Annotated in this window: 29 protein-coding genes and 1 pseudogene; 17 read left to right on the top strand and 13 right to left on the bottom strand. The window is 73.4% G+C overall.

Features of this window, described 5'->3' with window-relative positions; translation table 11 throughout:
- Positions 1-3: 3 nt before the first annotated feature.
- Positions 4-954 carry a hypothetical protein gene (locus ACWGH0_RS24880; protein WP_453406442.1) on the bottom strand — a complete coding sequence of 317 codons (951 nt, stop codon included), beginning with the start codon at positions 952-954 and terminating at the stop codon, positions 4-6.
- Between the two features lie 176 nt (positions 955-1,130).
- Here ACWGH0_RS24880 and ACWGH0_RS24875 point away from each other — a divergent pair, with 176 nt between their 5' ends.
- Positions 1,131-1,559: an ASCH domain-containing protein gene (locus ACWGH0_RS24875; RefSeq protein ID WP_453406441.1), complete on the top strand. Its 429-nt coding sequence runs from the start codon at positions 1,131-1,133 to the stop codon at positions 1,557-1,559.
- A 33-nt stretch (positions 1,560-1,592) separates the two neighbouring features.
- Here the strand turns inward: ACWGH0_RS24875 and ACWGH0_RS24870 are convergent, their stop codons facing one another.
- Positions 1,593-3,248 (bottom strand): FAD-binding dehydrogenase, encoded by a 1,656-nt coding sequence (locus ACWGH0_RS24870; protein ID WP_453406440.1) that lies wholly within the window; start codon positions 3,246-3,248, stop codon positions 1,593-1,595.
- 111 nt (positions 3,249-3,359) lie between these two features.
- Between ACWGH0_RS24870 and ACWGH0_RS24865 the strand changes: the two genes are divergently transcribed.
- The 7 genes from ACWGH0_RS24865 (at position 3,360) to ACWGH0_RS24835 (ending at position 8,605) form a co-directional block, all read left to right on the top strand.
- On the top strand, positions 3,360-3,935 hold the full coding sequence (locus ACWGH0_RS24865; RefSeq protein WP_453406439.1) for an NUDIX domain-containing protein: 576 nt from the start codon (positions 3,360-3,362) through the stop codon (positions 3,933-3,935).
- 58 nt (positions 3,936-3,993) lie between these two features.
- Positions 3,994-4,392, top strand: coding sequence for a YidH family protein (locus ACWGH0_RS24860; RefSeq protein ID WP_453406438.1), 399 nt, complete (start codon positions 3,994-3,996; stop codon positions 4,390-4,392).
- Between the two features lie 58 nt (positions 4,393-4,450).
- Positions 4,451-4,798 (top strand): DUF202 domain-containing protein, encoded by a 348-nt coding sequence (locus tag ACWGH0_RS24855; protein WP_453406437.1) that lies wholly within the window; start codon positions 4,451-4,453, stop codon positions 4,796-4,798.
- A 145-nt stretch (positions 4,799-4,943) separates the two neighbouring features.
- Positions 4,944-5,240 carry a hypothetical protein gene (locus tag ACWGH0_RS24850; protein WP_453406436.1) on the top strand — a complete coding sequence of 99 codons (297 nt, stop codon included), beginning with the start codon at positions 4,944-4,946 and terminating at the stop codon, positions 5,238-5,240.
- A 111-nt stretch (positions 5,241-5,351) separates the two neighbouring features.
- Positions 5,352-6,263 carry an MBL fold metallo-hydrolase gene (locus ACWGH0_RS24845; protein ID WP_453406435.1) on the top strand — a complete coding sequence of 304 codons (912 nt, stop codon included), beginning with the start codon at positions 5,352-5,354 and terminating at the stop codon, positions 6,261-6,263.
- 93 nt (positions 6,264-6,356) lie between these two features.
- Positions 6,357-7,382 (top strand): phosphotransferase family protein, encoded by a 1,026-nt coding sequence (locus tag ACWGH0_RS24840; protein WP_453406434.1) that lies wholly within the window; start codon positions 6,357-6,359, stop codon positions 7,380-7,382.
- An 8-nt stretch (positions 7,383-7,390) separates the two neighbouring features.
- The gene (locus ACWGH0_RS24835) at positions 7,391-8,605 is read left to right on the top strand and encodes an acyl-CoA dehydrogenase family protein (RefSeq protein ID WP_453406433.1); all 1,215 of its coding nucleotides are present in this window, start codon (positions 7,391-7,393) and stop codon (positions 8,603-8,605) included.
- Positions 8,606-8,747: 142 nt separating this feature from the next.
- Here the strand turns inward: ACWGH0_RS24835 and ACWGH0_RS24830 are convergent, their stop codons facing one another.
- From ACWGH0_RS24830 to ACWGH0_RS24820, 3 genes are read right to left on the bottom strand one after another with little or no spacing between them, the layout of a single operon-like run.
- The gene (locus ACWGH0_RS24830) at positions 8,748-9,524 is read right to left on the bottom strand and encodes an ABC transporter permease (protein ID WP_453406432.1); all 777 of its coding nucleotides are present in this window, start codon (positions 9,522-9,524) and stop codon (positions 8,748-8,750) included.
- The gene (locus ACWGH0_RS24825) at positions 9,521-10,516 is read right to left on the bottom strand and encodes an ATP-binding cassette domain-containing protein (RefSeq protein ID WP_453406431.1); all 996 of its coding nucleotides are present in this window, start codon (positions 10,514-10,516) and stop codon (positions 9,521-9,523) included. Before ACWGH0_RS24825 ends, ACWGH0_RS24830 begins: the two co-directional genes overlap by 4 nt.
- 48 nt (positions 10,517-10,564) lie before the next feature.
- Complete coding sequence (locus ACWGH0_RS24820) at positions 10,565-11,233, bottom strand: DUF4097 family beta strand repeat-containing protein (RefSeq protein WP_453406430.1); 669 nt, start codon at positions 11,231-11,233, stop codon at positions 10,565-10,567.
- Positions 11,234-11,485: 252 nt separating this feature from the next.
- On the opposite strand from ACWGH0_RS24820, the gene ACWGH0_RS24815 reads away from it, so the two are divergent.
- A complete protein-coding gene (locus tag ACWGH0_RS24815; protein ID WP_453406429.1) occupies positions 11,486-12,238 on the top strand; it encodes a helix-turn-helix domain-containing protein in 753 nt (250 codons plus the stop codon).
- Positions 12,239-12,334: 96 nt separating this feature from the next.
- Here the strand turns inward: ACWGH0_RS24815 and ACWGH0_RS24810 are convergent, their stop codons facing one another.
- Genes ACWGH0_RS24810 through ACWGH0_RS24800 form a run of 3 tightly spaced genes read right to left on the bottom strand, consistent with a single transcriptional unit; the run spans position 12,335 to position 15,409 of the window.
- Positions 12,335-12,928 (bottom strand): TetR/AcrR family transcriptional regulator, encoded by a 594-nt coding sequence (locus tag ACWGH0_RS24810; RefSeq protein ID WP_453406428.1) that lies wholly within the window; start codon positions 12,926-12,928, stop codon positions 12,335-12,337.
- Between the two features lie 40 nt (positions 12,929-12,968).
- Complete coding sequence (locus ACWGH0_RS24805; RefSeq protein WP_453406427.1) at positions 12,969-14,648, bottom strand: AMP-binding protein; 1,680 nt, start codon at positions 14,646-14,648, stop codon at positions 12,969-12,971.
- Positions 14,645-15,409, bottom strand: a complete 765-nt coding sequence (locus ACWGH0_RS24800) for an SDR family oxidoreductase (protein ID WP_453406426.1) — start codon at positions 15,407-15,409, stop codon at positions 14,645-14,647. Before ACWGH0_RS24800 ends, ACWGH0_RS24805 begins: the two co-directional genes overlap by 4 nt.
- Positions 15,410-15,589: 180 nt before the next feature.
- On the opposite strand from ACWGH0_RS24800, the gene ACWGH0_RS24795 reads away from it, so the two are divergent.
- A complete protein-coding gene (locus ACWGH0_RS24795) occupies positions 15,590-16,840 on the top strand; it encodes an exo-beta-N-acetylmuramidase NamZ family protein (RefSeq protein WP_453406425.1) in 1,251 nt (416 codons plus the stop codon).
- Positions 16,841-16,892: 52 nt separating this feature from the next.
- Here ACWGH0_RS24795 and ACWGH0_RS24790 read toward each other — a convergent pair.
- A pseudogene (locus ACWGH0_RS24790) lies at positions 16,893-17,225 on the bottom strand (penicillin acylase family protein); the annotation flags it as partial.
- 249 nt (positions 17,226-17,474) lie between these two features.
- Here ACWGH0_RS24790 and ACWGH0_RS24785 point away from each other — a divergent pair.
- Together ACWGH0_RS24785 and ACWGH0_RS24780 are read left to right on the top strand one after the other, a co-directional pair.
- Positions 17,475-18,086, top strand: a complete 612-nt coding sequence (locus tag ACWGH0_RS24785) for a hypothetical protein (RefSeq protein ID WP_453406424.1) — start codon at positions 17,475-17,477, stop codon at positions 18,084-18,086.
- A 112-nt stretch (positions 18,087-18,198) separates the two neighbouring features.
- Complete coding sequence (locus ACWGH0_RS24780) at positions 18,199-18,918, top strand: 3-keto-5-aminohexanoate cleavage protein (protein WP_453406423.1); 720 nt, start codon at positions 18,199-18,201, stop codon at positions 18,916-18,918.
- Positions 18,919-18,969: 51 nt separating this feature from the next.
- On the opposite strand, the gene soxR is transcribed toward ACWGH0_RS24780, so the two are convergent.
- The gene (soxR, locus tag ACWGH0_RS24775; protein ID WP_453406422.1) at positions 18,970-19,479 is read right to left on the bottom strand and encodes a redox-sensitive transcriptional activator SoxR; all 510 of its coding nucleotides are present in this window, start codon (positions 19,477-19,479) and stop codon (positions 18,970-18,972) included.
- 119 nt (positions 19,480-19,598) lie between these two features.
- Here soxR and ACWGH0_RS24770 point away from each other — a divergent pair, with 119 nt between their 5' ends.
- Positions 19,599-20,060: a MaoC family dehydratase gene (locus ACWGH0_RS24770; protein ID WP_453406421.1), complete on the top strand. Its 462-nt coding sequence runs from the start codon at positions 19,599-19,601 to the stop codon at positions 20,058-20,060.
- Positions 20,061-20,159: 99 nt separating this feature from the next.
- Here ACWGH0_RS24770 and ACWGH0_RS24765 read toward each other — a convergent pair whose 3' ends face one another.
- From ACWGH0_RS24765 to ACWGH0_RS24755, 3 genes are all read right to left on the bottom strand, one after another.
- Complete coding sequence (locus ACWGH0_RS24765; protein ID WP_453406420.1) at positions 20,160-20,795, bottom strand: TetR/AcrR family transcriptional regulator; 636 nt, start codon at positions 20,793-20,795, stop codon at positions 20,160-20,162.
- Between the two features lie 69 nt (positions 20,796-20,864).
- The gene (locus ACWGH0_RS24760; protein WP_453406419.1) at positions 20,865-21,152 is read right to left on the bottom strand and encodes a YiaA/YiaB family inner membrane protein; all 288 of its coding nucleotides are present in this window, start codon (positions 21,150-21,152) and stop codon (positions 20,865-20,867) included.
- 122 nt (positions 21,153-21,274) lie between these two features.
- The gene (locus tag ACWGH0_RS24755; protein WP_453406418.1) at positions 21,275-22,426 is read right to left on the bottom strand and encodes an acyl-CoA dehydrogenase family protein; all 1,152 of its coding nucleotides are present in this window, start codon (positions 22,424-22,426) and stop codon (positions 21,275-21,277) included.
- Positions 22,427-22,488: 62 nt separating this feature from the next.
- Between ACWGH0_RS24755 and ACWGH0_RS24750 the strand changes: the two genes are divergently transcribed.
- The 4 genes from ACWGH0_RS24750 to ACWGH0_RS24735 all read left to right on the top strand — a co-directional run bounded on the left by ACWGH0_RS24750 (position 22,489) and on the right by ACWGH0_RS24735 (position 25,722).
- Complete coding sequence (locus ACWGH0_RS24750) at positions 22,489-23,136, top strand: TetR/AcrR family transcriptional regulator C-terminal domain-containing protein (protein ID WP_453406417.1); 648 nt, start codon at positions 22,489-22,491, stop codon at positions 23,134-23,136.
- 134 nt (positions 23,137-23,270) lie between these two features.
- Positions 23,271-24,044 (top strand): ArsR/SmtB family transcription factor, encoded by a 774-nt coding sequence (locus ACWGH0_RS24745; RefSeq protein ID WP_453406416.1) that lies wholly within the window; start codon positions 23,271-23,273, stop codon positions 24,042-24,044.
- A gap of 119 nt (positions 24,045-24,163) precedes the next feature.
- Positions 24,164-24,931, top strand: coding sequence for a hypothetical protein (locus ACWGH0_RS24740; RefSeq protein ID WP_453406415.1), 768 nt, complete (start codon positions 24,164-24,166; stop codon positions 24,929-24,931).
- Positions 24,928-25,722, top strand: a complete 795-nt coding sequence (locus ACWGH0_RS24735; protein WP_453406414.1) for an isocitrate lyase/PEP mutase family protein — start codon at positions 24,928-24,930, stop codon at positions 25,720-25,722. Before ACWGH0_RS24740 ends, ACWGH0_RS24735 begins: the two co-directional genes overlap by 4 nt.
- Positions 25,723-25,750 lie beyond the last annotated feature (28 nt).

Below are 25,750 nucleotides of genomic sequence, written 5' to 3'. Positions count from 1 at the left end.
GGGTCATGCGATCCCGAGCGCGGCGCCGCGCGCGGCGCGGAAGGCCTTGTGCGGGTCGCGGTCGGGGTACGACCACGGGGCTTCGGTGGCGTACGGGCCGATGCGGTTGATCAGGGCGGCGGCCTCGGCCGGCCTGCCCTCGCAGAGCTTCGCGTGGGCCAGGTAGTTGAGGTCGATGTGCCGGCGCGGGTGGCCCTCGTGCTCCCACTCCAGCCACCAGTCGAACGCCGCCTTCATCACCTGGCGGGCGCGCCGGCCCGTCCAGTGGCCGGAGAACACGGGGTCGTCCGGCACCTTGCCCGCGAGGGCGAGCGCGCGGAAGCGCTCGGCGTGGGCGACCACCGGGAGTACGGCGAGGGGGGAGTCCGCGGGGGCCTGTTCGGCGGCCCAGGCGGCGAAGTCGTACACCTCGTGGAGCGGGTCGTCCCCTATGTCCGGGCGGCGTTCGGCGAGGCGGGCGGCCATCAGGTGGTGGGCGTGGTGGTGCTCGGGGTGGCGCAGCCGCACCTGGTCGAAGAGCTGGGTGACCTCCTCCTCCGTCCCGAGGGAGCGGGCCAGGAGCAGCAGGCCGAGCCACGGCGTCGGGTCGGCGGGCGAGCGTTCCGCGGCGCGGCGGCACGCCTCGCGGGCGCGGTCCTCCGACTCCTTGCCGCGCAGCGCCCCGAGGACGGCCGCGCAGGCCATGAGCGTGACGGCGTCGGCGCTCTCGGGTTCGGCGAGCAGCCAGTCGCCGGCCCACGCGGCGGCGCCGTTGGCCTGGGCGAGCACGACGAGGCGGTGGCCCCGGCGGTCCCAGTCGTCGCCGGTCGCGGCGAGCAGGGAACGGGCCCTGGTCCAGCGTCCCTGGGCCAGCTGGCCGCGTACGGCGACGAGTTCGGCGTCGTCGAGTGCGGCGTCGAACGAGGGGTCGGTACGGCGGCGCGAGCGGCCGAGGGGTGGCGGAGGTGGGGGCATCCGCGGGTCCTCCACGGCGCAGTGTGCGAGCGTTTGATCACGCACAGCAAAGCGGTACCGGGTAGTCCGCGTCAAGGGCGGTCTAAACCAACTTTCGGCCGACATCAGGTAGTTGAACGGGCATCCACCTGCGACGACTCCTCCGGGCCGCCCGGTGCGGGCCTAGTCTGGCCCCCATGTCCGCACACTCTTCGCTGCCGCCGTGCCTGTTCGCCTTCCCCGGCCCGCTGCGGGACCGGCTGGTCGCCGCCGTGCTGTCCGGCGAGAAGGTCTCCACCACCGGTCTCCTCGCCGAGTACGAGGCGGAGCAGGAGGAACTGCCGCCGGCCGGCGAGCGGTCCGTGGTGATCGACTCGGACGGCCGCGAGGTGGCGGTGATCGAGCTGACCGAGGTACGGGTGCTGGCGCTCGGCGAGGTGGACCTCCAGCACGCGCTGGACGAGGGCGAGGGCTACACGTCGGTGGCCGCGTGGCGTGCGGGACACGAGCGGTTCTGGCACAGCGAGGAGATGCGCGAGGCGCTGGGCGACCCGGAGTTCACCGTCGACGACTCGACGATGATCGTCGCGGAACGCTTCCGGGTCGTGGAGCGCCTGGAGCTCTGAGGGGCGCGAGCCGCTCCCGGGAGGGGGCGCGCGCTACGCCACCGCGCGCGCCGCCGCCCGGCCCGCCGTACGGCCGGAGAAGAGGCAGCCGCCGAGGAACGTGCCCTCCAGCGACCGGTACCCGTGGACTCCGCCGCCGCCGAAGCCCGCCGCCTCGCCCGCCGCGTACACGCCCGGCAGGACGTCACCGCCCTCGGTGAGCACGCGCGACGACAGATCCGTCTCCAGGCCGCCGAGCGACTTGCGGGTGAGGATGTGCAGGCGAACGGCGATGAGCGGACCGGCCGAGGGGTCGAGGATGCGGTGCGGCGCGGCCGTGCGGATCAGCTTGTCGCCCAGGTAGTTGCGCGCGCCCCGGATCGCCATGACCTGGAGGTCCTTGGTGAAGGTGTTGGTGACCTCACGGTCCCGCGCGGTGATCTCGCGGCGCAGCTCCGCCTCGTCGATCAGCGGCTCCTCGGTGAGCGCGTTCATGCCGCGCACCAGCGACGCGAGGTCCTTCTCGACGACGAAGTCCGCGCCCTTGTCCATGAACGCCCTGACGGGCCCGGGGACGTCGGCGCGGGCGCGACCGAGGACGCCGCGGACGGACTTGCCCGTGAGGTCCGGGTTCTGCTCCGAGCCCGACAGCGCGAACTCCTTGCCGATGATCCTCTGGTCGAGGACGAACCAGGTGTGGTCGTACCCCGTCTTCATGATGTGGTCGAGGGTGCCCAGCGTGTCGAAGCCCGGGAAGAGCGGCACCGGCAGGCGCCTGCCGCGCGCGTCGAACCACAGCGACGAGGGGCCGGGCAGGATGCGGATGCCGTGCTTGGCCCAGATCGGGTCCCAGTTCTGGATGCCCTCCGTGTAGTGCCACATGCGGTCGCGGTTGATCATCCGCCCGCCGGCCGCCTCCGTGACGCCGAGCATCAGGCCGTCGACGTGCGCGGGCACGCCGGAGAGCATGGAGGCGGGCGGCGTGCCCAGCCGCTGCGGCCAGTTGGCCCGTACGAGGTCGTGGTTGCCGCCGATGCCGCCCGAGGTGACGATCACCGCCTGGGCGCGGTACTCGAACGTCCCCTTCACCTCGCGGCTGCTGGCCGCCCCGCGCTCGGCCGCCGAGGGCTCCAGCACCTCTCCGGTGACGGTGTCCACGGACCCGGCGCCGCGCGCGAGGCCGGTGACCCGGTGGCGGAACCTGAGCTGGACCAGGCCGCGCGCCACCCCGTCGCGCACCCGGCGCTCGAAGGGGGCGACGATGCCGGGTCCGGTGCCCCAGGTGATGTGGAACCGGGGTACGGAGTTCCCGTGCCCGGTGGCGTCGTAACCGCCGCGCTCGGCCCAGCCCACGACCGGGAAGAAGCGCACGCCCTGCCCGTGCAGCCACGCCCGCTTCTCGCCGGCCGCGAAGTCGACGTACGCCTCGGCCCACTTGCGCGGCCAGTGGTCCTCCTCGCGGTCGAAGCCCGCCGTGCCGTGCCAGTCCTGGAGGGCGAGCTCGCGGCTGTCCTTGATGCGCATGCGGCGCTGCTCGGGCGAGTCGACGAAGAACAGCCCGCCGAACGACCAGTGGGCCTGACCGCCGATGGACTGCTCGGGTTCCTGGTCGAGCAGGATGACCTTGCGGCCCGCGTCGACGAGTTCGGCGGTGGCCGCCAGGCCCGCGAGGCCCGCCCCGATCACGATCACGTCAGCGTCGTACGCCATGGTTTCCGTCCTTGCCGGTGGCGGGTGGGGCGAGAAGTTACCCGTGCGTCAGATCTTCGGCAGCGGCGGGCGAGGCGTCAACCGCCTGGCGCGGTGGGGTTGGATGGCCGTATGACTCCCGAGACCCCCGCGACCCCCGCGACTCCTGCGGACGAGATCCTGGACGTCGTCGACGAGAACGACGAGGTCGTCGGCCGGGCCCCGCGCGGCGAGGTGTACGCGCGCGGCCTGCGCCACCGCTGCGTCTTCGTGCTGGCCCGGGACGGCGGTGGCCGGTACTTCGTGCACCGCAGGACGCCGGTGAAGCTGGTCTTCCCCTCGATGTACGACATGTTCGTGGGCGGGGTGGTCGGCGCGGGCGAGTCGTACGACGAGGCGGCGCTGCGCGAGGCGGAGGAGGAGCTGGGGGTCCACGGGCTGCCCGCGCCCGTCCCGCTGTTCAAGTTCCTGTACGAGGACGCCGACGGGGCGCGGACGTGGTGGTCGTACGTCTACGAGGTGCGGTGCGACCTGCGGGTGGACCCGCAGCCGGAGGAGGTCGCCTGGTACGGCTTCCTGACCGGCGCCGAGCTGGAGCGCCGGCTCGCCGGGGACGAATGGCAGTGGGTGCCGGACGGCCTCGCCGCCTGGCGTCGCCTGCGCGGCACCCGCGGCGACTCCGCCGGGCAGGGCTCCGGCCGGCCCTGAGCGCGCCCCGGCGGCGCGCGTCCGGTGACACGGAGGGCCGCCGGGTAGGGTGCGGCGGGTGACCGAGTTCGTACGGGGCCTGCGGCTCTGGATCGCGCCGCAGCGGATCCGGGAAGAGGGCGAGACGCCCGACTACCGCTTCTCGCTGGCCAACGAGCGCACCTTCCTGGCCTGGATCCGTACGGCGCTGGCGCTCATCGGCGGCGGCTTCGCGGTCGACCAGTTCCTGCCCGGCCTGGCGTGGGGCGTACGCGCCGGGATGGCGTTCGGGCTGCTGGCCGCGGGTGTGCTGTGCGCGCTGCGGGCGGTCAACCACTGGGTGCGCTGCGAGCGGGCCATGCGGCGCGGCGACGACCTGCCGGTGACCCGTTTCCCGACGGTGCTGAGTCTGGTCGTGGCGGTCGTCGCCGTCGTCATGGTGGTGGTCGTCCTCTTCGGGTGGGAGGGCGGCGCGTGACCGGGCCGTCGGCGCTCGCGGCCCCGGCTGCCGCCGGGCCGGCGCGGGACGGTGGCGCGTGACCGGCCCGGCCGGCCCCGCCGGCCCGGCCGGCGGCGGCCCGGCGCGGGACCCCGGGCTTCAGCCGGAGCGGACGCGGCTGGCCTGGCGCAGGACGACGCTGGCCTGCACGGTGGTGGCCGTGCTGGCGGCGAAGCAGGCGCTGCACGACGAGGTCGGCGTGACGGGGGTGGTCGCCGCCGCGCTGTGCGCGCTCGTCTGGCTGGGCTTCCTGCGGATCGCCCACCACCGCATCCGGACCCTCGGCGGCACGCCGAGGCCGGCGCCGATGTCCGTGCGGGCAGCGGCGACGGCGACGGTGTGCGCGATCGCACTGGCCGGCTTCGCCGTGGCGATCGTGGTGTGACCCGCACGGGAGGCGACCCGCGGCCGCCGGACGCCCCGACGGCCGGAGGGCGCGGCGGCGCCGGGCCGGAACGGGACGTGGGGGGTGCGCGGGACTAGCCTGGAAGTACCGCGAAGCACATGAGAGCGCACCCGAGGTGGACGTCATGAGCACCCTGCACCAGGAGCACGCGGCCCACACGCACACGCACGGGCCGGCCTGCGGGCACACCGCCGTCCCGCACGGCGACCACACCGACTACGCGCACAACGGGCACCTGCACCGCGAGCACTCCGGCCACTGGGACGAGTGCGAGTCCGCGGACCACCACAGCCACGGCGGTCACACCCACGAGCACGGCCAGGACTGCGGCCACAGCACCGTCCTGCACGGCGACCACGTCGACTACGTGCACGACGGCCACCGCCACGCCGCTCACGACGGGCACTGGGACGACCACTGAGGCGCGGGCCCGGGCGCCGGGCCTCCCTTCCCCGGGCGGGCCGCGACTGGCAGGCTCGTGTCGACCTGTTCGGACGCCGAACGACCCGACACCCGCCCCGGGGGAGCCTCAGTGCCTGCCACGGACCCGTACCTCGTCCAGCTCGCGCCCGACGTTCACGCGTACATCCAGCCGGACGGCGGGTGGTGCCTGAACAACGCCGGGTTCGTCAGTGACGGGGTCTCGACCCTGCTCGTCGACACCGCGGCCACCGAGCGCCGCGCGCTCGCGCTGCGCGAAGCGCTCCTGGCGACCGGCGCGCCGCTCCCCCGTACCGTGGTCAACACCCACCACCACGGCGACCACACCTACGGCAACGGCGTCTTCGCGCCCGGGGCCACGGTCGTCGGGCACGACGCCTGCCGCGCCGAAGCGCTCGCCGCCGGCCTCCAGTTGCACCTCGTGTGGCCGGACAACGACTTCGGGGACATCACCGTCACCGCCCCCACCCTCACCTACAGCGAGCGGCTCACGCTCCACGCGGGCGGGACCGAGGTACGGCTGATCCACCCCGGCGTCGCGCACACCACCGGCGACTCGATCGTCCACCTGCCGGAGCACGGCATCGTCTTCACCGGTGACCTCGTCTTCCAGGGCGGCACCCCCTTCCTCCCCATGGGATCGCTGAGCGGGTCGCTGCGCGCACTCGACCTGCTGCGCTCGCTGGACGCGCCGACCGTGGTGCCCGGCCACGGCCCGGTCACCGACCCGTCGGCGTACGACGCGACCGAGAGCTACCTGCGCTACGTCGCGGAGCTCGCCGAGGCCGGGCACGCCAAGGGCCGTACGCCGCTGGAGACCGCCCGGGAGGCCGGCCCGGGCCCGTTCGCCGGGCTGCGCGAGAGCGAGCGGCTCGTCGCCAACCTGCACCGGGCCCACGCCGAACTCGACGGCCTGCCGGAGGGCTCCGCGCTCGACCCGCTGCTCGTGTTCGGCGACATGGCGGTCATGAACGGCGGGAAGCCGGTCGCCTGCCACGCGTGATCCACGTCTCCGGATCCGTCGGCCCACTGGACGGCATACCGACTGGTCGGCATGATGAGACGCGACGTCCCGTCCGCCCCCGGAGGTGCCCCGATGAGTGCTGTCCACCCGCCAGGTCTCGATCTCGACCGGTTGCGCGGTCATCTCGACCGCGTGCGGCCGGGGCTGGTGAGCGGACCGCTCAGCGCCCGGCTCATCGAGGGCGGCCGGTCGAACCTGACGTACGCCGTCACGGACGGCGCGTCCCGGTGGGTGGTCCGGCGGCCGCCGCTCGGCCATGTGCTGGCGACCGCGCACGACATGAAGCGCGAGTACCGGGTGATCAGCGCGCTGCACCCGACCGACGTGCCGGTCCCCGCGCCGCTGCTGCTGTGCGACGACGAGTCGGTCCTCGGGGCGCCGTTCTACGTCATGGAGTTCGTGGACGGGCTTCCGTACCGGACGGCCGAGGAGCTGGCCGCGATCGGCGCCGAGCGGACCCGCGCCGCCGTCCTCGGCCTGGTCGACACCCTCGTCGCCCTGCACGCCGTGGATCCCGCGGCGGTCGGCCTGGAGGACTTCGGCCGCCCCGAGGGCTTCCTGGACCGGCAACTGCGCCGCTGGGGCAAGCAGCTCGACGCGTCCCGCAACCGGGAGCTGGCGGGCATCGACGAGTTGCACGCCGCGCTCGGCCGCTCGCTGCCCGACTCCCCCGCGCCCACGGTCGTGCACGGCGACTACCGGCTCGACAACGTCCTGATCGGCGGCGCCGACGACCGGATCAACGCCGTACTCGACTGGGAGATGTCGACCCTCGGCGACCCGCTCACCGACCTCGGGCTGCTCGTCATGTACAGCTCCCGGCCGGACACGGCCGACTCGCCCGTCTCCACGACGGCCGGCGCCCCCGGCCACCCCTCGCCCCGCGAGATCGTCGAGCGGTACGCCGCCGGGTCCGGCCGGGACACCTCGGCCATCGCCTGGTACACGGCGTTCGCGTGGTTCAAGCTCGCCGTGATCCTCGAGGGCATCCACTACCGCTACACGCTCGGGCAGACCGTCGGCGCCGGCTTCGACCGGATCGGCGACCTCGTGCCCGTATTCATCGAGCACGGTCTGACCACCCTTCAGGAAGGCTGAGTCCCGCCATGGATTTCGCATACGACGCACGGACCGAAGAGCTCCGCGGCAAACTGCTCGCCTTCATGGACGAGTTCGTGTACCCGGCGGAGACGGTCGCCCACGAGCAGCGCGAGCGTCTCGCGTCGCCGTGGGACACCCCGCAGGTCGTGGAGGACCTCAAGGCGGAGGCGCGCAGGCAGGGCCTGTGGAACCTCTTCCTGCCGGACGCGGAGTACGGCGCGGGTCTCACCAACCTCCAGTACGCGCCGCTCGCGGAGATCACCGGCCGCAGCCCGCACCTCGCGCCGACCGCGCTGAACTGCGCGGCGCCGGACACGGGGAACATGGAACTGCTGGCGCAGTTCGCCTCCGAGCAGCAGAAGAAGCAGTGGCTGGAGCCGCTGCTCGCCGGTGAGATCCGGTCGGCGTTCGCGATGACGGAGCCGGAGGTCGCCTCGTCGGACGCGACGAACATCGAGACGCGGATCGAGCGCGAGGGCGACGAGTACGTCGTCACGGGCCGCAAGTGGTACATCTCCGGGGCGATGAACCCCGACTGCAAGATCTTCATCGTCATGGGCAAGACCGACCCGGACGGCGCGGACGTCCGCCGCCAGCAGTCGATGATCCTGGTGCCGCGCGACACCCCGGGCGTCGAGGTCCGGCGCGCGATGCAGGTCTACGGGTACGAGGACCACTCGCACGGCGGTCACGCGGAGGTCCTCTTCCACGGGGCGCGGGTGCCGGCGTCGGCCCTGGTCGGCGAGGAGGGCGGCGGTTTCGCCATCGCCCAGGCACGTCTCGGGCCGGGCCGGATTCACCACTGCATGCGGCTGATCGGCATGGCGGAGCGGGCGATCGAGCTGATGTGCCGGCGGGCGGTGGAACGGACGGCCTTCGGTAAGGCGCTCGCCCAGCAGGGCGTCGTGCACACGTGGATCGCGGACGCGCGGGTGGCCGTCGAGCAGTTGCGGCTGCTGGTGCTCAAGACGGCGTGGCTGATGGACACGGTGGGCAACCGAGGGGCGCACACCGAGATCCAGGCCATCAAGATCGCCACACCGCGCGCGGTCGTCGACATCATCGACAAGGCGGTGCAGCTGTACGGCGCGGCCGGTGTCAGCCAGGACTTCCCGCTGGCGGAGCTGTGGGCGGGGGCGCGGACGCTGAAGCTGGCGGACGGTCCCGACGAGGTGCACCAGCGGTCGCTGGCGCGACGGGAACTGAAGAAGTACGTCTGACGGGACGCGGCAGGGGGCTCCTCCCTCGTCCACGGACCGGCCCCGGACGCGAACGGGGCGGCGTACGCCGACGGGTGTCGGGGTACGCCGCCCTGTCGCGGAGCGGGTGGCGGGCGGAAGGCGGCCCGCGCCGTCACGGCGGTTACCTGGGGTCGTCGTTGAACTTCGAGGTCGACCAGCGGTAGCCGAGGACAGCGAGGCCGAGGCACCAGGCGGCGGCGAGCCATCCGTTGTGGCCGATCTCGGTGCCGAGCAGCAGGCCCCGCAGGGTTTCGATGGCAGGGGTGAAGGGCTGGTACTCGGCGATCGGCCGGAACCAGCCCGGCATGGAGTCGACCGGGGTGAAGGCGCTGGACAGCAGCGGCAGCAGGATGAGCGGCATCGCGTTGTTGCTGGCCGCCTCGGCGTTCGGGCTGACCAGGCCCATGCCGACCGCGATCCAGGTGAGGGCCGTGGCGAAGAGGACGAGCAGCCCGAACGCCGCCAGCCACTCCAGGGCGGTCGCGTCCGTGGAGCGGAAGCCGATGGCCACGGCGACCGCGCCGACGAGGACCACGCTGGCGACCGACTGGAGGACGCTGCCGACGACGTGCCCGACGAGCACCGAACCGCGGTGGATGGCCATGGTGCGGAAGCGGGCGATGATGCCCTCGTTCATGTCGGTGGAGACGGACACGGCGGTGCCGATGACGGTGGACCCGATGGTCATCAGCAGGATGCCGGGGACGATGTAGGCGATGTAGGCGGAGCGGCCCGCGCCGCCGCTCATCGCGTTGCCGAAGATGTAGACGAAGAGCAGCAGCAGCATGACCGGCGTGAGCAGCAGGTTGAGCGTGAGGGACGGGTAGCGCCGGGCGTGCAGGAGGTTGCGGCGCAGCATGGTGGACGAGTCGCGCACGGCGAGGGGCAGGGTACTCATCGGGCGTTCTCCTCGGACTGGTCGGGCCGACCGGCCCGGCTGGGCTGGGCGGGGAGGCCGGCGCCGCCGCCGGTGAGGGCGAAGAAGACGTCGTCGAGGTCGGGGGTGTGGACGGTCAGCTCGTCCGCCTCGATGCCTGCGGCGTCCAGCCGGTCCAGGACGGAGCGCAGGTCGCGCTGGCTGCCGTCGCTGGGGATCTGGAGGGCGAGGGTCTCGTCGTTCCGGCCGGCTTCGGTCAGTGCGGTGGCGGCGGCGCGGTAGGTGTCGGGGTCGGTGAAGCGGAGGCGGACGTGGCCGCCGGGGACGAGGCGCTTGAGTTCGCCGGCGGTGCCTTCGGCGGCGATCCTGCCGTTGTTGAGTACGGCGATGCGGTCGGCGAGTTCGTCGGCCTCCTCCAGGTACTGGGTGGTGAGGAAGACGGTGACGCCGTCGGACACCAGTGCGCGGATGATCTGCCACATGGTGTGGCGGGAGCGCGGGTCGAGGCCGGTGGTCGGTTCGTCGAGGAAGATGATCCGCGGGTCGCCGACCAGTGTCATGGCGATGTCCAGGCGGCGCTTCATGCCGCCGGAGTAGGTGGAGGCGGGCTTCTTCGCCGCCTCCGCCAGGTCGAAGCGTTCAAGGAGTTCGGCGGCGACGCGACGGCCCTCGCGCTTGGGCAGGTGGTGCAGGTCCGCCATGAGGAGCATGTTCTCCTCGCCGGTGATCAGGCCGTCGACGGCGGAGAACTGCCCGGTGACGCCGATCGCCGCGCGTACCGCCTGCGCGTCGGTGGCGAGGTCGTGGCCGCCGACGCGGACCTCGCCAGAACCGGCGCCGGCGGAGACGAGGGTGGAGAGGATCTTCACGGCGGTGGTCTTGCCGGCGCCGTTCGGGCCGAGCAGGGCGAAGACCGTGCCTGCGGGAACGTCCAGGTCGATACCGGCGAGGACGGTCTTGTCGCCGTACGCCTTGCGCAGCCCGTTCGCCGCGATCGCCGAGCTGGTGGTCATGAGGGGAGCTCCCTTGTGGTGGCTTGAGGCTGCGGTGGGTGGGGCGGTTCAGATGCTGCGGGCGTCGATGTCGCCGTACTCGGTGGTGGCGTGGATGTTCAGGCCGGCCGCGCCCCCGGTGTTCCTGAGCGCGTTGTTGATGCGGCCCGATCCCGTCCCGGCGTCCAGGGAGGCGCAGACCCCGGCGGCGGCGACCACCGACACGTCGCCCATCTGCGTGCGCAGCACGACTGTGCCACTCACGGCCTCGGCGATCCGGATGTCACCCTTGCCGGTGCTGATCTCGGCCGGGCCGTTGAGGCGGCCGACCGTGATGTCTCCGGCGTGGGCGGTGAGGCGCAGGCTCGCGGCCTCGTCGACCTTGGTGGTGCCGTACGCGCCGTCCAGGACGACGTCGCCGAAGCGTCCGACCGCCCGGAACTCTGCGCTCGCCGCCCTGGCCTCGACACGGGAGCCGGCGGGGAGCTGGACGGTCACCTCGACCGATCCCGAGTTGCCGAGGATCCGGTTCTTCGCCTCCGGGGCCGCGATCCGCAGGACGCCTTCGCCGTAGGCGACCTCGATCTGCTCGGCTGCCTTCACGTCGCGGCTCCTGGAGGCGTTCGCCGGGAGGACCTCGACCGTGGTGTCGGCGCGGTCGGCCGCGATGAAGCGGACGAGCCCGGCGGGGATGTCGAGGACGGTGGCGATCGCGGCGGGGGTGTCGAACTTCTGCATGGTGTGCTCCTTGGGTTTCTGCGGTTCGTCGTTTCCGATGAGTGAAACGCTACGTTGCGTTCACGGTCTCGGCAACGAAGATGTTCCGTCAGAACCGCATAACTCCAGGCCAGTACAGGGATATTGGAGCAATGGCGCTGCCGGTTAATGCAACGAACCTGCCGCAGGCCGTTGCAACAGCATGAGGGTGAACGCTATGGTGGCGGCTCCGCGGGCCGTACGGACGAGGCCGCACAGACGAAGGAGACCGCGATGCCGGGAGGCAGGCTCACCCAGCAGGAACGCCGGCAGATCGCGCTGGGACTGGCCGAGGGACTCGCCTACGCGGAGATCGCCCGGGCCCTGGACCGCCCCACGTCGACGATCACGCGCGAGGTCATGCGCAACGGCGGCCCCACCGCCTACCGCCCCGACCAGGCCCAGCGCGCCACCGAACAACGCGCCCGCCGGCGCGGGCAGTCCACGGCCCGGGACCCCGAGACGCCGCCGCCCGCCCACGGGCGCGACGCCGAGGCGGTGCGCGCGTACGAGGAGACGTTCACCAAGGTGCTGGAACAGTCCGGGATATCCCGGATGGGGGCGCGGCTGCTGGTCTGCCTCTACACCACCGACGAGGGCAGCCTCACCGCGGCGGAACTCGTCCGGCGCCTCCAGGTCAGCCCGGCGTCCGTCTCCAAGTCGATCGCGTTCCTGGAGGAGCAGGGTCTGGTCCGCCGGGAGCGCGACGAGGGCCGCCGCGAGCGCTACTTCGTCGACGACGACGTCTGGTACCAGTCGCTGATGGCCAGCGCCCGCTCCACCGCCCAGCTCGGCGAAACCGCACGGGCCGGCGTCGACGTCCTCGGCCCGGGCACCCCCGCCGCCGTCCGGCTGGAGAACATCTCCCGGTTCGTCGACTTCGTCGCCGAGAGCATCACCCGCGCCGCCGAGCAGGCCCGGGACATCCTCTACACGAGACCGGAGTCCCCCGCGGCCGGCACACCGGAGCCGGGTACGGACCGCTGACGGACGGCCGCGCGCCCGGCCGAGGGAGCGCGAAAGGGGCCGAAGCCGCTTCCCGCGCGGCTCCGGCCCCCTCGGCCTACGGGGACGGCCCCGGACCTACGGCCGCAGCGCCCGCAGCAGCAGGTCCGCCAGGTGGTCCGCCACCTGCTGCGGGGTGAGCGGGCCGTCCGGGCGGTACCACGTCGACAGATGGTGCACCGAGCCGAAGTGGTAGTCGACGACGAGGTCGGCCGGGGTGGCGGTGGAGAACACGCCCGCCTGCTGCCCCTCCTCCACCAGCGCGCGGAACCGCTCGTGGTACCGCCGCCGCTCCGCCCGCACCTGCTTGTCCTTCTCCGGACTCAGGTGGTGCATCGACCGGAAGAAGATCGACGCGTCGTCGAGGTTGTCGATGGTCGTGACCACCACGTCCGCCGCCGCGTCCCGCAGCCGCCGCTCCACCGGCGCGTCCGCGTCGGCGTACGCGTCGAGGCGCTCCTGCTGGAGCCGCAGGACACGGGCGTACACCTCGTGCAGCAGGTCGTCCTTGGAGCCGAAGTAGTGGTAGAGCGCGCCCTTGGTGACGCCGGCCGCCTCGACGATCTCCTGCACCGACGTGCGGTCGTACCCGCGCTCGGCGAACAGGCGGGTGGCGGCGGCCAGCAGCCTCTGGGGGACGGGGATGCCGCTTCCGTCCGTCGTCCTGGCCATTGCCGCCACCTGCCTTTCGTCGGAACACACTGTGGGGAGTTCAGGAACGGGAACGCAGTTCCCGCCTGAGGATCTTCCCACTCGTCGTCTTGGGAAGTTCGGGCAGGATCTCCACTTCGCGCGGATACTTGTACGCGGCCAGCCGCTCCGAGCAGTACGCGGAGAGGTCCGCGGGCCCCGCGTCGGCCCCGGGACGCAGGCTGACGTACGCCTTGACGCTCTCCCCGCGGTAGGCGTCGGGGATGCCGACGACGGCCGCCTCGCGCACCGCCGGGTGGGTGTAGAGGACGTCCTCGACCTCGCGCGGCCAGACCTTGAAGCCCGACGCGTTGATCATGTCCTTCTTGCGGTCGACGACGTAGAGCCAGCCGCCCTCGTCCATGAAGCCGATGTCGCCGGTGCGCAGCTCGCCGCCGGGGAAGCCCTCGGCGGTCGCCTCGGGGCGGCGCCAGTAGCCGGGCACCACCTGGGGGCCGCTGACGGCGATCTCGCCCTGCTCGCCGAGGGGCACGTCCTCGCCCTTCTCGTCGACGATGCGCACGAGCGTGTCAGGTCCGGGCACCCCGACGGACAGCGTGCCCGAGGCGGGGTCGACCGGCGCCTCCTTCTCGGGCGGCACGGACGCGCAGGGCGCGGTGCACTCGGTGAGCCCGTACCCGTTGCGGATGTACGGCCCGAAGCCGGCGCGGAACTTCTCGACCAGCGCCGGGGGCAGCGGCGCGCCGCCCGACGAGATCACGTCGAAGGAGGCGAAGTGCTCCCGCGTGACGCCGGGTGTCGCGGCGAGCGCCATGAAGGCGGTGGAGGGGCCGACGGTGTAGGCGGGGCGGTGCTCGGCGAACGCGTCCAGGACGACGCCCGGGTGGAAGCGGTACGCGAGGGCCAGCGTGCCGGCGTTGGCGACGCAGGTGGCGAGTTCGCAGACCATGCCGGTGATGTGGAAGAGGGGCGCCAGGGCGAAGTACGTCGAGCCCTCGGCCACGGGGTGGCCGGTGCGCTGGCGCTCGGCGTTGTGCATGATCCCGCCGTGCAGGTTCATGGCGCCCTTGGGCGTGCCGCTGGTGCCGGACGTGTAGCTGATGAGGGCCACGTCGGAGGCGGTGGGCTCGCGGTCCGCCGGGGCCGGGAGCCCGCGGCGGGCGACGGCCACGAGGTCGTCCGCGTCGGAGGCGGGCCGCGCCCGTTCGAAGTCCAGTACGCGGGTGTCGTTCCTGGTCTGGAGGTCGAGTTCGCAGGCGGTGAGGGCGATGTGCACGGGCGAGGCGGCGGCGGTGTCGCGCAGGTACGCCTCCCAGGCGCGGTCCGAGCAGATCAGCGCGCTCGCCTCGGCGTCACCGAGTGCGTGGGCCACCTCGGCCGACTTGTACATCGGGTTGAGCGGTACGACGACCGCGCCGGCCTTCCAAGCGCCGAGCAGCGCGATGACGAAGTGCGGGCTGTTCTGGAGCATGATCGCGACCCGGTCGCCCTGCCGCAGGCCCCGGGCGGCCAGGTGGCCCGCGACGGAGTCCGACAGCGCGTCGGTCTCGCGGTAGCCGAGGCGGCCGTCGAAGTAGGCGAGGGCGGGGTGTTCGGGCGCGCGGGCCACCGCGTCGCGGAAGGCGTGCAGCAGGGTGGCGGGCGGGTTCACGGGCGCCCGCTGGGCGTCGGTGAGCTGGGCGAGCCAGGGCTTCGCGGCGTAGACGGAACCGGTCGCGCTCTCGTTGGTCGGCTCGCTCATCGGCCCGCTTCCTCCCACTTGCGCTGAAGGTGGTTCATGTTGGTCAGCCAGCGGTCCGGGTCACCGGCGCGGGCCTGGTAGTACCCGGCCACCTCGGGGTGCGGCAGGATCAGGAAGCGGTCGGCCTCGATGCCCTCGAAGAGGGCGTCCGCGACGTCCTTGGGCTCGATGGCGGTGGGCGCGAGGACCAGGTCGCCCGCCGAGCCCGCGGCGGTCAGCATGTCGGTGCGCACGCCCTGCGGGCATATCGCGTGGACCTTGACGCCCCGGTGACGGTAGGTCAGCGACAGCCACTCCGCGAAGGCCAGCGCCCCGTGCTTGCTGACGCTGTACGGGGCCGCGCCGACCATCGTCAGCAGCCCGGCCGCCGAGACGGTGGAGACGAACCGGCCGCTGCCGCGCTCCAGCCAGTCGGGCAGCAGCGCCCTGGCCGCCCTGACGTGGGCCATCACGTTGACGTCCCAGGCCGCGGCCCAGACCGCCTCGTCGGCGAAGGCGTCGCCGCCGGAGGCGAGGCCGGCGTTGGCGCAGTACACGTCGACCCGGCCGCCGAGCGCCTCGCGGGCCTCCTCGACGATCGCGGAGGCGTCGCCCGCGACGGCGGTCGCGCCGATCTCGTCGGCGATCGCCTTGATCTTCTGTGCGTCGAGGTCGTTGACGACGACGCGGGCTCCCGCGGCGGCGAATCCGCGAGCGAGGGCGGCGCCGATGCCGCCTCCCGCACCGGTCACGACGACTCCCGCGTCCTGGAACTGGCTCATCCCTGAGGTCCCGCCTCTCCTGCCGATCCTGCCGGTGACTCGGGCAGACTAACCGGTCGGTATGGAGCTGTGGAAGAGGTGGGACACCACCGGCCCGCACCGCCCGGCTCGTTCCCCGCGGCCTCCTCGCGCGCTAGCGTGCGTGGCCATGACAGACACCGCGATCACGGAGGTACTGGGATGAGCCTGTCCAGACGCGGGTTGCTGGCCGCCACCGGTGCGGCGGGGGCCGCCGGAGCACTCGGCGCCGCCTCCCCGGCCGCCGGCGCCGCCCACGGGCGGTTCCGGGTGCGCACCGGCTTCGACCGGCTGGCCGCCGACGGGTACGCGCCGCTCGAAGGCCAGAAAGTCGGGATCGTCACCAACCCGACGGGCGTCACCGCCGACGTACGGCACGTCGTGGACGTCATGCACGCCGACGAACGGGTGAACCTCACGGCCGTCTTCGGACCCGAACACGGCTTCCGGGGGACCGCGCAGGCGGGCGGCTCGGAGGGGCGGTACGACGATCCGGCGACGGGGCTGCCGGTCTACGACACGTACCTGAAGAGCGGGCAGCCGCTCGCCGACGTCTTCACGGCGTCGGGCGTGGACACGGTGGTGTTCGACATCCAGGACGCGGGCGCCCGGTTCTACACGTACATCTGGACGCTGTACGACTGCATGGCGGCGGCCGTGCTCGCCGGCAAGCGGTTCGTGGTGCTCGACCGGCCGAACCCGGTGACGGGGCGCGCGGCCCTCGGGCCCGTGCTGGACAAGGCGTTCGCCACGTTCGTGGGGCGCGAACCGATCGCACAGGCCCACGGCATGACGGTCTGTGAGCTGGCGCGGCTGTTCAACGGCGAGTTCCTCAAGCGGCCGGTGGAGCTGGAGACGGTGCGGATGTCGGGCTGGCGGCGCGGCGACTTCTTCGACGCGACCGGACTGCCGTGGGTGCCACCGAGCCCTAACATGCCGACGCCCGAGACGGCGCTGGTGTACGCGGGGACCTGCCTCTTCGAGGGCACCAACCTGTCGGAGGGGCGGGGCACGACCCGGCCGTTCGAACTGCTGGGCGCGGAGGGCGTCGACCGCCGTTGGGCGGAGGCGGCGAACGCGGCCGGGCTGCCCGGTGTGCACTTCAGGGAGGCGTACTTCGCACCGGTGTTCTCCAAGTTCCAGGGCAAGACGATCGGCGGGGTGCAGCTGCATGTGCACGACCGGGAGGCGTACGACCCGGTGCGCACCGGCATCGCGCTGCTCGTCACGGCGAAGCGGAGCTGGAGCGGCTTCGCCTGGCGGCCGGACCACTGGATCGACAGGCTCACGGGCAACACCCGGGTCCGCACGATGATCGACGCGGGGGCGGGCACGGACGAGGTGGTGGACGCCTGGCGCTCGGACCTGGCGGCGTTCCGCACGGTGCGCCGGGAGTACCTCCTGTACCGCTGAGGGGTTCACGGGCGGCACCCGGGCCGGGGCCCGCGGGAGCCCCCGCCCCGTCGCGGGGGCGGACGACGGAGACGACCTGGCCGTCGGGGACGCCGAAGGAGGCGTCGTTGAAGAAGTCGGTCAGCTTGTCGTCGGTGAGGCCCTGGTGGCCGTCGACCAGGGCCGCGTAGCGCGATCTGGTCGGAGCTGTGCGCGGGGCGGGTGCGGAGGACACGGTGGGCGAGGATTTCGGCCAGAGTCGCGTTGCCGTTCCGACCGGGCGGCAGGACGTCTTCGCACTGGCTCGCGCAGTGGTCCGTCACGGGCGCGGAAGCCCCCGCCGCCGCCCGTCCGGTGTCGGCGGTGGCGGCCGGCGGGGGGACAGCAGACCCGCCGCGAGGGCGATCACGGCTGCTGCCAGGGCCGTTCTGTGCTGTGCGGGACCGGTACGCCGTCGTCGCGTGCGTGCTCCTCGCGGGGGCGGCAGGCGCGACGGGCGCTAGTGGCGGTACACGCCCGGCCGAGAGTGAGGATGCGTCACCTTTGCGAAATCCCCCCACTGATGCCGGCCATTCGATTTTCGATGGCACCGATCGGGGCACCCGTACGTCCACTCTGTGACGCCGAAGTACAAGCGACGGAGGTGACAAGCGCTATGGCCGGTTTCCGGAGTCTGGCGAGACAAGTACGCGACCCGCGGTGCGACTTGGCGTTGCGGCGGTACTCGCTGCGCAAATGCCTGGAACGGTTCGCCCCTTATGGGCACCGGGCCACCTGGGACCATCTGTGTTCGAGGCACCTGATCGAACCGGAAGACAGGGCCCCCGATCCGGCGCGGCTGGTGGCCGCGCTCGAAGAGCTGGAGGAGGCGCGGGCCGTCTGGCTCGCGTACGAGGTGGAGTTCGCCCGGCGGCGCAAGCGCGAGAAGCACGACGGGCTGCGGCGCCCCGGCTCCTTCGACGACTGGCACCGCCGCACCTGGGGCGGGTGCGGAGTGGCCTGGTGCGACGATCCCGCCGTGCATCCGGTGGCGCCGCTCGGCGACGTACTGCGCCGGCTCATCTCCGCCCTGGAGTCCGAACCGGGGTCCCACTGCCCCGTGTGCGCGGACAGCCGGATCGTCTGGAAGCAGGGACTGGCGCACGATCCCTGGTACGGGCCGGTCTGCACGGGCTGCGGCATCCTGGTGCCGCAGCCCGTTCTGACGCCCGGGGCGCTGGCGGAGTCCAAGAGGGTGCGGCGCAGGGAGCTGGCGTCGGTGGCGTGAGCGCGCGCGGGCGCGGCGCTCCCCCGACAGCCGCGCCCCCGTGCCGCCCCCACCACCGCCGCCGGCCGCGCGGGCCGCCGCGTTGTCAGTGGTGGCTGTCACCATCGGACACATGAGCCTGCTTCGGATCCAGGTCTGCCTGAACGGCCCGCGCGGTGCGGGCGAGAGTGCGGCCGTGCCGCTGACGCCGGACGCGATGGCCGAGGCCGCTGTCGCGGCGGTCGCCGCCGGTGCCTGTGACGTGCACGTGCACCCCAAGTCCCCCTGCGGCGACGACACGTTGTCGCCGCGAGCGGTGGCCGCGGCGCTGACGGCGATACGGGCCGTGCTCCCCGCGACGGTCCCCGTCGGGGTGACCACCGGGGCCTGGGCCGAATCCGATCCGCGGCGGCGGGCCGATCTGGTGCGCGCCTGGACGGTGCTGCCGGACCACGCGTCCGTGAACTGGCACGAGCCCGGCGCGGAAGAGGTGGCGGCGGCCCTCATGGAGCGCGGTGTCGGCGTGGAGGCCGGCCTCTGGTCGGGCACCGACGGCGTACGCCGCTTCCTCGGTTCGCCGCTCGCACCCCGGGTGCTGCGCGTGCTCGCCGAGGTGACGGACACCGACCCGGCCACGGCCGGGAGCTCCGCCCGCGCCCTGCTGAGCGAGCTGGGCGACGCGCGCGGCAGACCCGTGCTGCTGCACGGCGAGGACGGCGGCGCGTGGCCGGTGCTGCGGCTGGCCCGCGCGCTCGGCCTTGCGACCAGGATCGGCCTCGAGGACACCCTGCTGCTTCCCGACGGCCTGCCGGCGAAGTCCAGTGCCGAGCTGGTGGGCGCGGCGCTGCGGTAGGCCGGGCGCAGCGGGGGGCGTGCGGCGGGGCGAGGCGTGCGGCGGGGCGGCTCAGGCGCTTGGCTCCGGCGCCGGGTCCGGGTCTGCCGGGGCGGGGCGGACGCCGCGGCGTTCGGGGTAGAGCCGGGAGCCGGTGATGCGTTCGCCGAAGACGTCGTCCGGGTTGGTCAGGACGCACGATTGCAGCGACAGGCAGCCGCAGCCGATGCAGTCGGTGAGGTGGTCGCGGAGCCTGCCGAGCTGCTTGATGCGCTCGTCGAGTTCCGAACGCCACGCCCGCGAGAGCCGGGCCCAGTCCTCGTGGTTGGGGGTGCGCTCCTCGGGGAGCTGCGACAGGGCTTCCCGGACGGTGGCGAGCGGGATGCCGACGCGCTGGGCGGCGCGCACGAACGCGACGCGGCGCAGCGCGTCCCGGCTGTAGCGGCGCTGGTTGCCCGCCGTCCTGCGGCTGGTGATCAGACCCTTGGACTCGTAGAAGTGCAGGGCCGACACGGCGGCGCCGCTGCGTGCGGACAGCTGACCGACCGTGAGCTCGTGGATCTTCTCTGGTATCTGAGGCACTTCCCGAACCCTACCGGGACTCCGTTGACAGAACCCGGCCGCCGAACCATGCTGAGCAAGCGCTTAGACACATGGTCGGAACGCGATGGTGCAGCCGTATGAGAGGCAGGGGCCGGGACATGGCAGAGCCGAGGATCTTCACGTCCGCCGAGGAGCTGCGCGCCGGGGTCGGCGAGCAGCTGGGGCACAGCGAGTGGCTGGAGGTCGACCAGAAGCGGATCGACCTGTTCGCCGAGGCGACAGGCGACCACCAGTGGATCCACGTGGACCCGGAGAAGGCCGCGGCGGGCCCCTTCGGCACGACGATCGCGCACGGATACCTGACGCTGTCGCTGCTGCCGGCCCTGGTGCCCCAGGTCATGCGGGTCGAGGGCATGAAGATGGGCATCAACTACGGCAGCAACAAGGTCCGCTTCCCCTCCCCCGTGCCGGTCGGCTCGCGGGTGCGGGCGACGGCCGTGCTCACGGACGTCACGGAGGCGGGCGGCGGCGTGCAGGTCACGGCCGTCGTCACCGTCGAGCGCGAGGGCGGCGACAAGCCGGCGTGCGTGGCGGAGTCGGTGTCCCGGTACTACTTCTGAGCCGGCGCCCCCGCCGACAGAGCCCCGCGGACACGAGGCCGGGCGCCCGACAGCGACACAAGGCCGGGCGCCCGCCGGTACGAGGCCGGGCGCCCCGCTCTACTTCTGGGCGTTGACCATCCGCAGCACGAGGTCGGCGTACAGCTCGCCGACCTCGTCGGGCGTCCTGCGCCCCTGCGCGTTGAACCAGCGCGCCACGTCGATGCAGAGCGACAGCACGGCCAGCGTGGTCCCCGGGACGTCCGGAACGTCGAACTCCCCGGCCTTCACCCCGTCGTGCAGGATGCGGCGCACGGCCGCGTCGCTGCGCCGCCGCAGCTCGATGATCTCGGCGCGGTGCTCGTCGCTGAGCGCGTCGAGTTCGTACTGGACGACGCGCGCGGTGGTGTGCCGCTCCGCGTGCCAGCGGACGAAGGAGCGTACGGCGCCGTCGAGCCGCTCGGCGGCCGTGCCCGGCCGGTCCGCCGCGGCCTCCAGGATGTCCAGGGCCCTGTCGTGCCCGATGCGGCTGATCCGGTGGAGCAGCTCTTCCTTCGTCTTGTAGTGGATGTAGAGCGCCGCCGGGCTCATCCCCGCGCGGCCCGCGATGTCGCGGGTCGTCGTCGCGTGGTACCCGCGCTCGGCGAACGCCTCGACGGCCGCGAGCAGCAGCTTCCTGGCCGCCTCGGGGGTGACCTCGCTCCACGGCGTGGCCGTGTCGTCGCGTGGCTCGGCCGTTTCCTCCGGCGCACTCATGACTCGCCCCTTCCGTCCGACAGGAACGAATACCATACCCCGAAGGTGAGCAAGCGCTTAGGGCGCCGCTCAGAGCTTCTGGAACGGGTCGTGCTCGGCGAGGAGCTTCTCCAGGCGGGCCTGGTCGACGCGGCTGACGATCTGCCCCGCCTCCTGGCGGTCCCGGATCACCTTGGCGAGGGTGAAGGCGGAGGTCACCAGGTACAGGACGCCGACGGCGAGGAAGGCCCGCACCCACGGGTCGGCGTCCATGTACAGGATGCCGAGGGCCACCGCCGCCAGGGCCGCCGCGAAGGCGGCCACCGCCTGCCCGTAGTAGGCCGTCGTGTTCTGCTGCTTGACCGGTGTGTCGCTCATGACGGCCAGCATGGACGGACATGGGGCAAGTCACATCCGCTCCCGTACTCACCTCCCGTACTCACCTCGCGTAGTCACCCGGCGGACCGGGCCGGCCACGGCGGATCGCGGTGGCTCGCGGGTCAGAAGGCCGAGACTCCGGTGAGCGCGCGGCCGATGACGAGCTTCTGGATCTGGCTGGTGCCTTCGTACAGCGTCATCACGCGCGCGTCGCGCAGGAGTTTGCCGGCCGGGTACTCGTCGATGTAGCCGTACCCGCCGAAGACCTGGAGCGCGTTGTTCGCGGTCCGTACGGCGGCCTCGGAGGCGAAGAGCTTCGCCTTGGACGCCTCGGTGACGAAGGGCTGCCCGCGGTCGATCAGGTCGGCGACCCGCCAGGTCAGCAGCCGGGCGGCGTCCACGTCGACCGCGATGTCGGTGATCAGCTCCTGGACGAGCTGGTGGTGGGCGATGGTCTTCCCGAACTGCTCGCGCTCGGTGGCGTACCGCACCGCCGCGTCCAGGGCGGCCTGGGCGATGCCGACGCAGCCCGCCGCCACCGACATGCGCCCCTTGGCGAGGGCGGACATGGCGACCGAGAAGCCCTTGCCCTCGGGCGCGAGCATCGCCGATGCGGGCACCCGTACGTCCTGGAAGGTCAGTTCCGCGGTGGCCTGCCCGCGCAGTCCGAGCTTGCCGTGGATCTCGCGGCGGGTCAGGCCGGGGGTGTCGGTGGGCACCAGGAAGGCGCTCACGCCCTTGTGGCCCGGGGCGTCGGTCGAGCGGGCGAAGAGCAGGACGACGTCGGCCCAGGTGCCGTTGGTGATGAACGTCTTGGAGCCGTTGACGACGTACGCGTCCCCGTCCCGCACGGCGCGGGTGGTGAGGCTGCCCGCGTCGGAACCCGTGCCCGGCTCGGTGAGACCGAAGCAGCCGACCAGGTCGCCGGAGGTGAGGCCGGGCAGCCACCGCCGCTTCTGCTCCTCCGTGCCCCAGTGCGCGACGGTCTTGGCGACCAGGCCGAGCGAGACCGAGACGATGCCGCGCACCGAGGAGTCGGCGCGGCCGAGTTCCTCGGTGACGAGGCAGTACGCCAGGTGGTCGCCGCCCGAGCCGCCGTACTCCTCGGGGATCGTCAGGCCGAGGAAGCCGAGGGCCCCCAGCTTCTTCACGATCGCGCGGTCGACGCTCTCCACCCGGTCCCACTCGACGGCGTACGGAGCGATCTCGCGGTCGCCGAAGTCCCTGGCGAGCTGCCGTACGGCGGTCTGCTCCTCGCTGAGTTCCAGATTCATCCCGGCACCCCACCTTAAATTAGCACTGCTAGTTTCTTTTCGACGGGCCTACTATGTGCCGCATGGCCCGACCGCGCAAGCCCCTTCTCAGCCGTGACCGCATCGTCGGGGCGGCGAGCGCGCTCGTGGACGCCGAAGGGCTCGACGCCGTCTCCACGCGCCGGCTCGCGGCCGAGCTCGGGGTCAGCGGGCCGTCGCTCTACAACCACTTCCGCAACAAGGACGAGATCCTCGACGCGGTCGCCGACGGGGTGAGCGCCAAGGTCGACCTGTCGATGTTCGACCCGGCGGACGGCCGCGACTGGCAGACGGCGCTGCACGACTACGCGCTCTCCTACCGTGCGGCGCTCACCGAGCACCCCAACGTCGTGCCGGTCCTCGCACGCGGTCCCGGGCGGCGCCCGGCCGGACTGCGGGTGGCCGACGCGGTGTTCGGGGCGATGGTCAGGGCGGGGTGGCCGCCCGCGCAGGCCACGTACATCGGCGCGCTGATGCGGTACTTCATCACCGGCTCGGCGCTCGGATCGTTCGCCGGCGGCTTCGTCGACGACGAGACGGCGTACGATCCGGCGGACTACCCGCACCTGGGTCAGGCGCACCTGCTCGCGGAGCGCCGGCAGCAGGTCGACGAGGGCGCGTTCGAGACGGGGCTGCGGGCGCTGATCGACGGCCTGGCGCTCCAGTACGCGCACGTGCGGACGCGCGGCTGACGAGCGGCCGGACGGTTCGGAACGCCGAAGGGGGGCTCCGCGTCCGGGGTGGTTCGGAACGCACGCCGAAGGACCGGCGCCGCGTCCCGGACGGTTCGGTGCGTGCCGAAGGGTTCCTGACGCATCCTGGCACCATGCCGCACGCCGATTCCCCCGCCTCCGCCGTCGCGTCCGCCGCCGTCCCGCTGCCGGCCGCGGGACGGCTGGCCGCGCTCGCCGCCCTGCTCGCCGACGAGACCCGCGCCTCGTTCTGCCTGGCGCTGCTCGACGGCCGGGCGTGGACGGCCGGCGAACTGGCCCGCCGCGCCGGGGTGGCGGCCTCCACGGCGAGCGAACACCTCGGCAAGCTCGTCGCCGGCGGACTGCTCGCCGAGGAACGGCAGGGCAGGCACCGGTACGTCCGCTTCGCCGACCCGGGGGCGGCCCACCTGGTCGAGGACCTCGCCGCGCGGGCGGCGCCGCGGGCCGGCGAGCGGACCGGGGCGCCCCGCTCCCTGCGGGCGGCGAGCGCGAGCAGCGCGATGGCCAGGGGCCGCACGTGTTACGACCACCTCGCCGGGCGGCTCGGCATCGTGGTCACGGACGCGATGACGGCGCGGGGCCTGCTGCGGCAGGACACGGGCTTCGCGCTCACCGACGCGGGTCTCGACTGGTTCGCCGCGCGGGGCATCGCCCTGCACCGCACGGGCCGGCGCCCGCTGGCGCGCTCCTGCCTCGACTGGACCGAACGCCGTCCGCATCTCGCGGGGGTGGCGGGGGCGGCGCTCTGCCGCCACGCGCTGGAGGCGGCCTGGTGCGTACGCATCGGCTCCGAACGGGCGGTGAAGGTGACGCGAGAGGGCGAGCGGGCACTGCGGGAGGCGCTGGGAATCGACCCGGAGGCACTGACCGGCACGCCGGGCGCGTAACGACGGGCAGCCGGGCCCCCGCCACGTGCAGCGGCGGCCGGTCGGCGCCGCCCGGCGACGGGCCGGCCCCCGCCACGCTTCGGTCGGGGCCGAAGTGTTGCGCCCGTACGTTCGTGGGCATGACGACGCCCGTACCCGACGCCCGCGCCCTGCTGGGCGACCCCCGCTTCCTCGTGCCGCCGGCCCCCGCCGGTGGCGCGCCCGGAACCATGCGCTGGCTGCGCGGCGCCGTGCCGCGGTTCAGCAACGGCGCCACGCACGCCCGGCGCCGGGTTCTGGCGGAGGGCGAGTTGCGGCGTCTGGACCCCGGGCGGCTGCGGGCGGCGGCCCGGACCGCGACCCGGCGGGCCGCGTCACCGGCCGCCGCGCCCTTCGTCCCGGTGGCCGTCCTGGGCACCGCGCTCGGCGCGCGCGGGGACGTCGTGGCCGCGACGCGCGCGGCGGCGGCGTACCGGCCGGGAGCCGCGCCGGAGTCGACGGCACGGGCCGACGAGGGCGTACGGACCCTGGTGGCCCTGCTGCCCGACGGCGAGCCCGAGAGCGTCGCCAACCGGATCGGGCTGCTCGTGCAGACCTGCGACGCCACCGCCGCCCTGATCACCGGCGCGCTGGAACGCGCCGCCAGGGACGGAACGCCCGGCTCCGTCGAGGAGTTGCTGGCCGTTACGCTCGCCCACTCCCCACCCGTGCGCGCCACCCTGCGCGTCGCCGGAGCGGGAGCGGCGATCGGCGGCCGGCCCGTGCCCGAGGGCACCGAAGTACCCGTGGACCTGGAGTCGGCCCGTGCCCCCTTCGGGCACGGCGTCCGGCCGTGCCCCGGATCCCGTCACGCCCTGGCGCTGGCCTGCGGCGTACTCGACGTCCTCCTGAAGGGACCCGCCTCGTGAACCAGGACCGCTACGACGCCTTCCGCGCCCTGCACCACCGCCCCGGCGCGCCGCTCGTCCTCCCCAACGCCTGGGACCACGCGTCCGCCGCAGCACTGGCCGAGGCCGGTTTCGCCGCGATCGGGACCACCAGCCTGGGTGTGGCGTCGAGCGCCGGCAAGCCGGACGCTACCAGCGCGGCACGCGAGGAGACGCTGCACCTCGGGCGCCGGCTCGCGCGGCTGCCGGTGCCCGTCACCGTGGACATCGAGGGCGGCTTCGGCGCGGGCCCGTCCGGGGTCGCGGCGCTGGCGGCCGGCCTCGTACGGGCGGGGGTGGCGGGGGTGAACATCGAGGACGGCCGCCCGGACGGGACGCTGGCGCCGATCGGCCTCCAGCGGGAACTGATCGCCGCCGTGAAGGAAGCGGCGCCGACCCTGTTCGTCAACGCGCGCACGGACACCCACTGGCTGCCGGACCGGTCGGGCGAGACGGCACGGCGGCTGACCGCCTACCGGGAGGCGGGCGCGGACGGCCTGTTCGTCCCCGGACTCCAGGACGCGCCGGTCGTCGCGGCCCTGGTCGCCGAGTACGAGACGCCGCTGAACATCCTGTATGCACCCGGAGGGCTGCCGGTGGCGCGCCTCGCGGAGCTCGGGGTGGCGCGGGTCAGCACGGGCTCGCTGCTGTTCCGCGCGGCCGTGCGGCAGGCGGTCGACGTGGCGTGGGCGGTGGCGCGTGGCGGGGCGGCCACGCCGGGCGTGCCGTCGTACGCGCAGGCCGACAAGTGGGCGGACGCGTACGGGGAATGAGGGGGCAGCCGCCCGGGCGCGGGGCCGG

The organism is Streptomyces sp. NPDC054887 (assembly GCF_053610585.1).
This window is presented reverse-complemented; position numbering and strand designations above follow the sequence as displayed.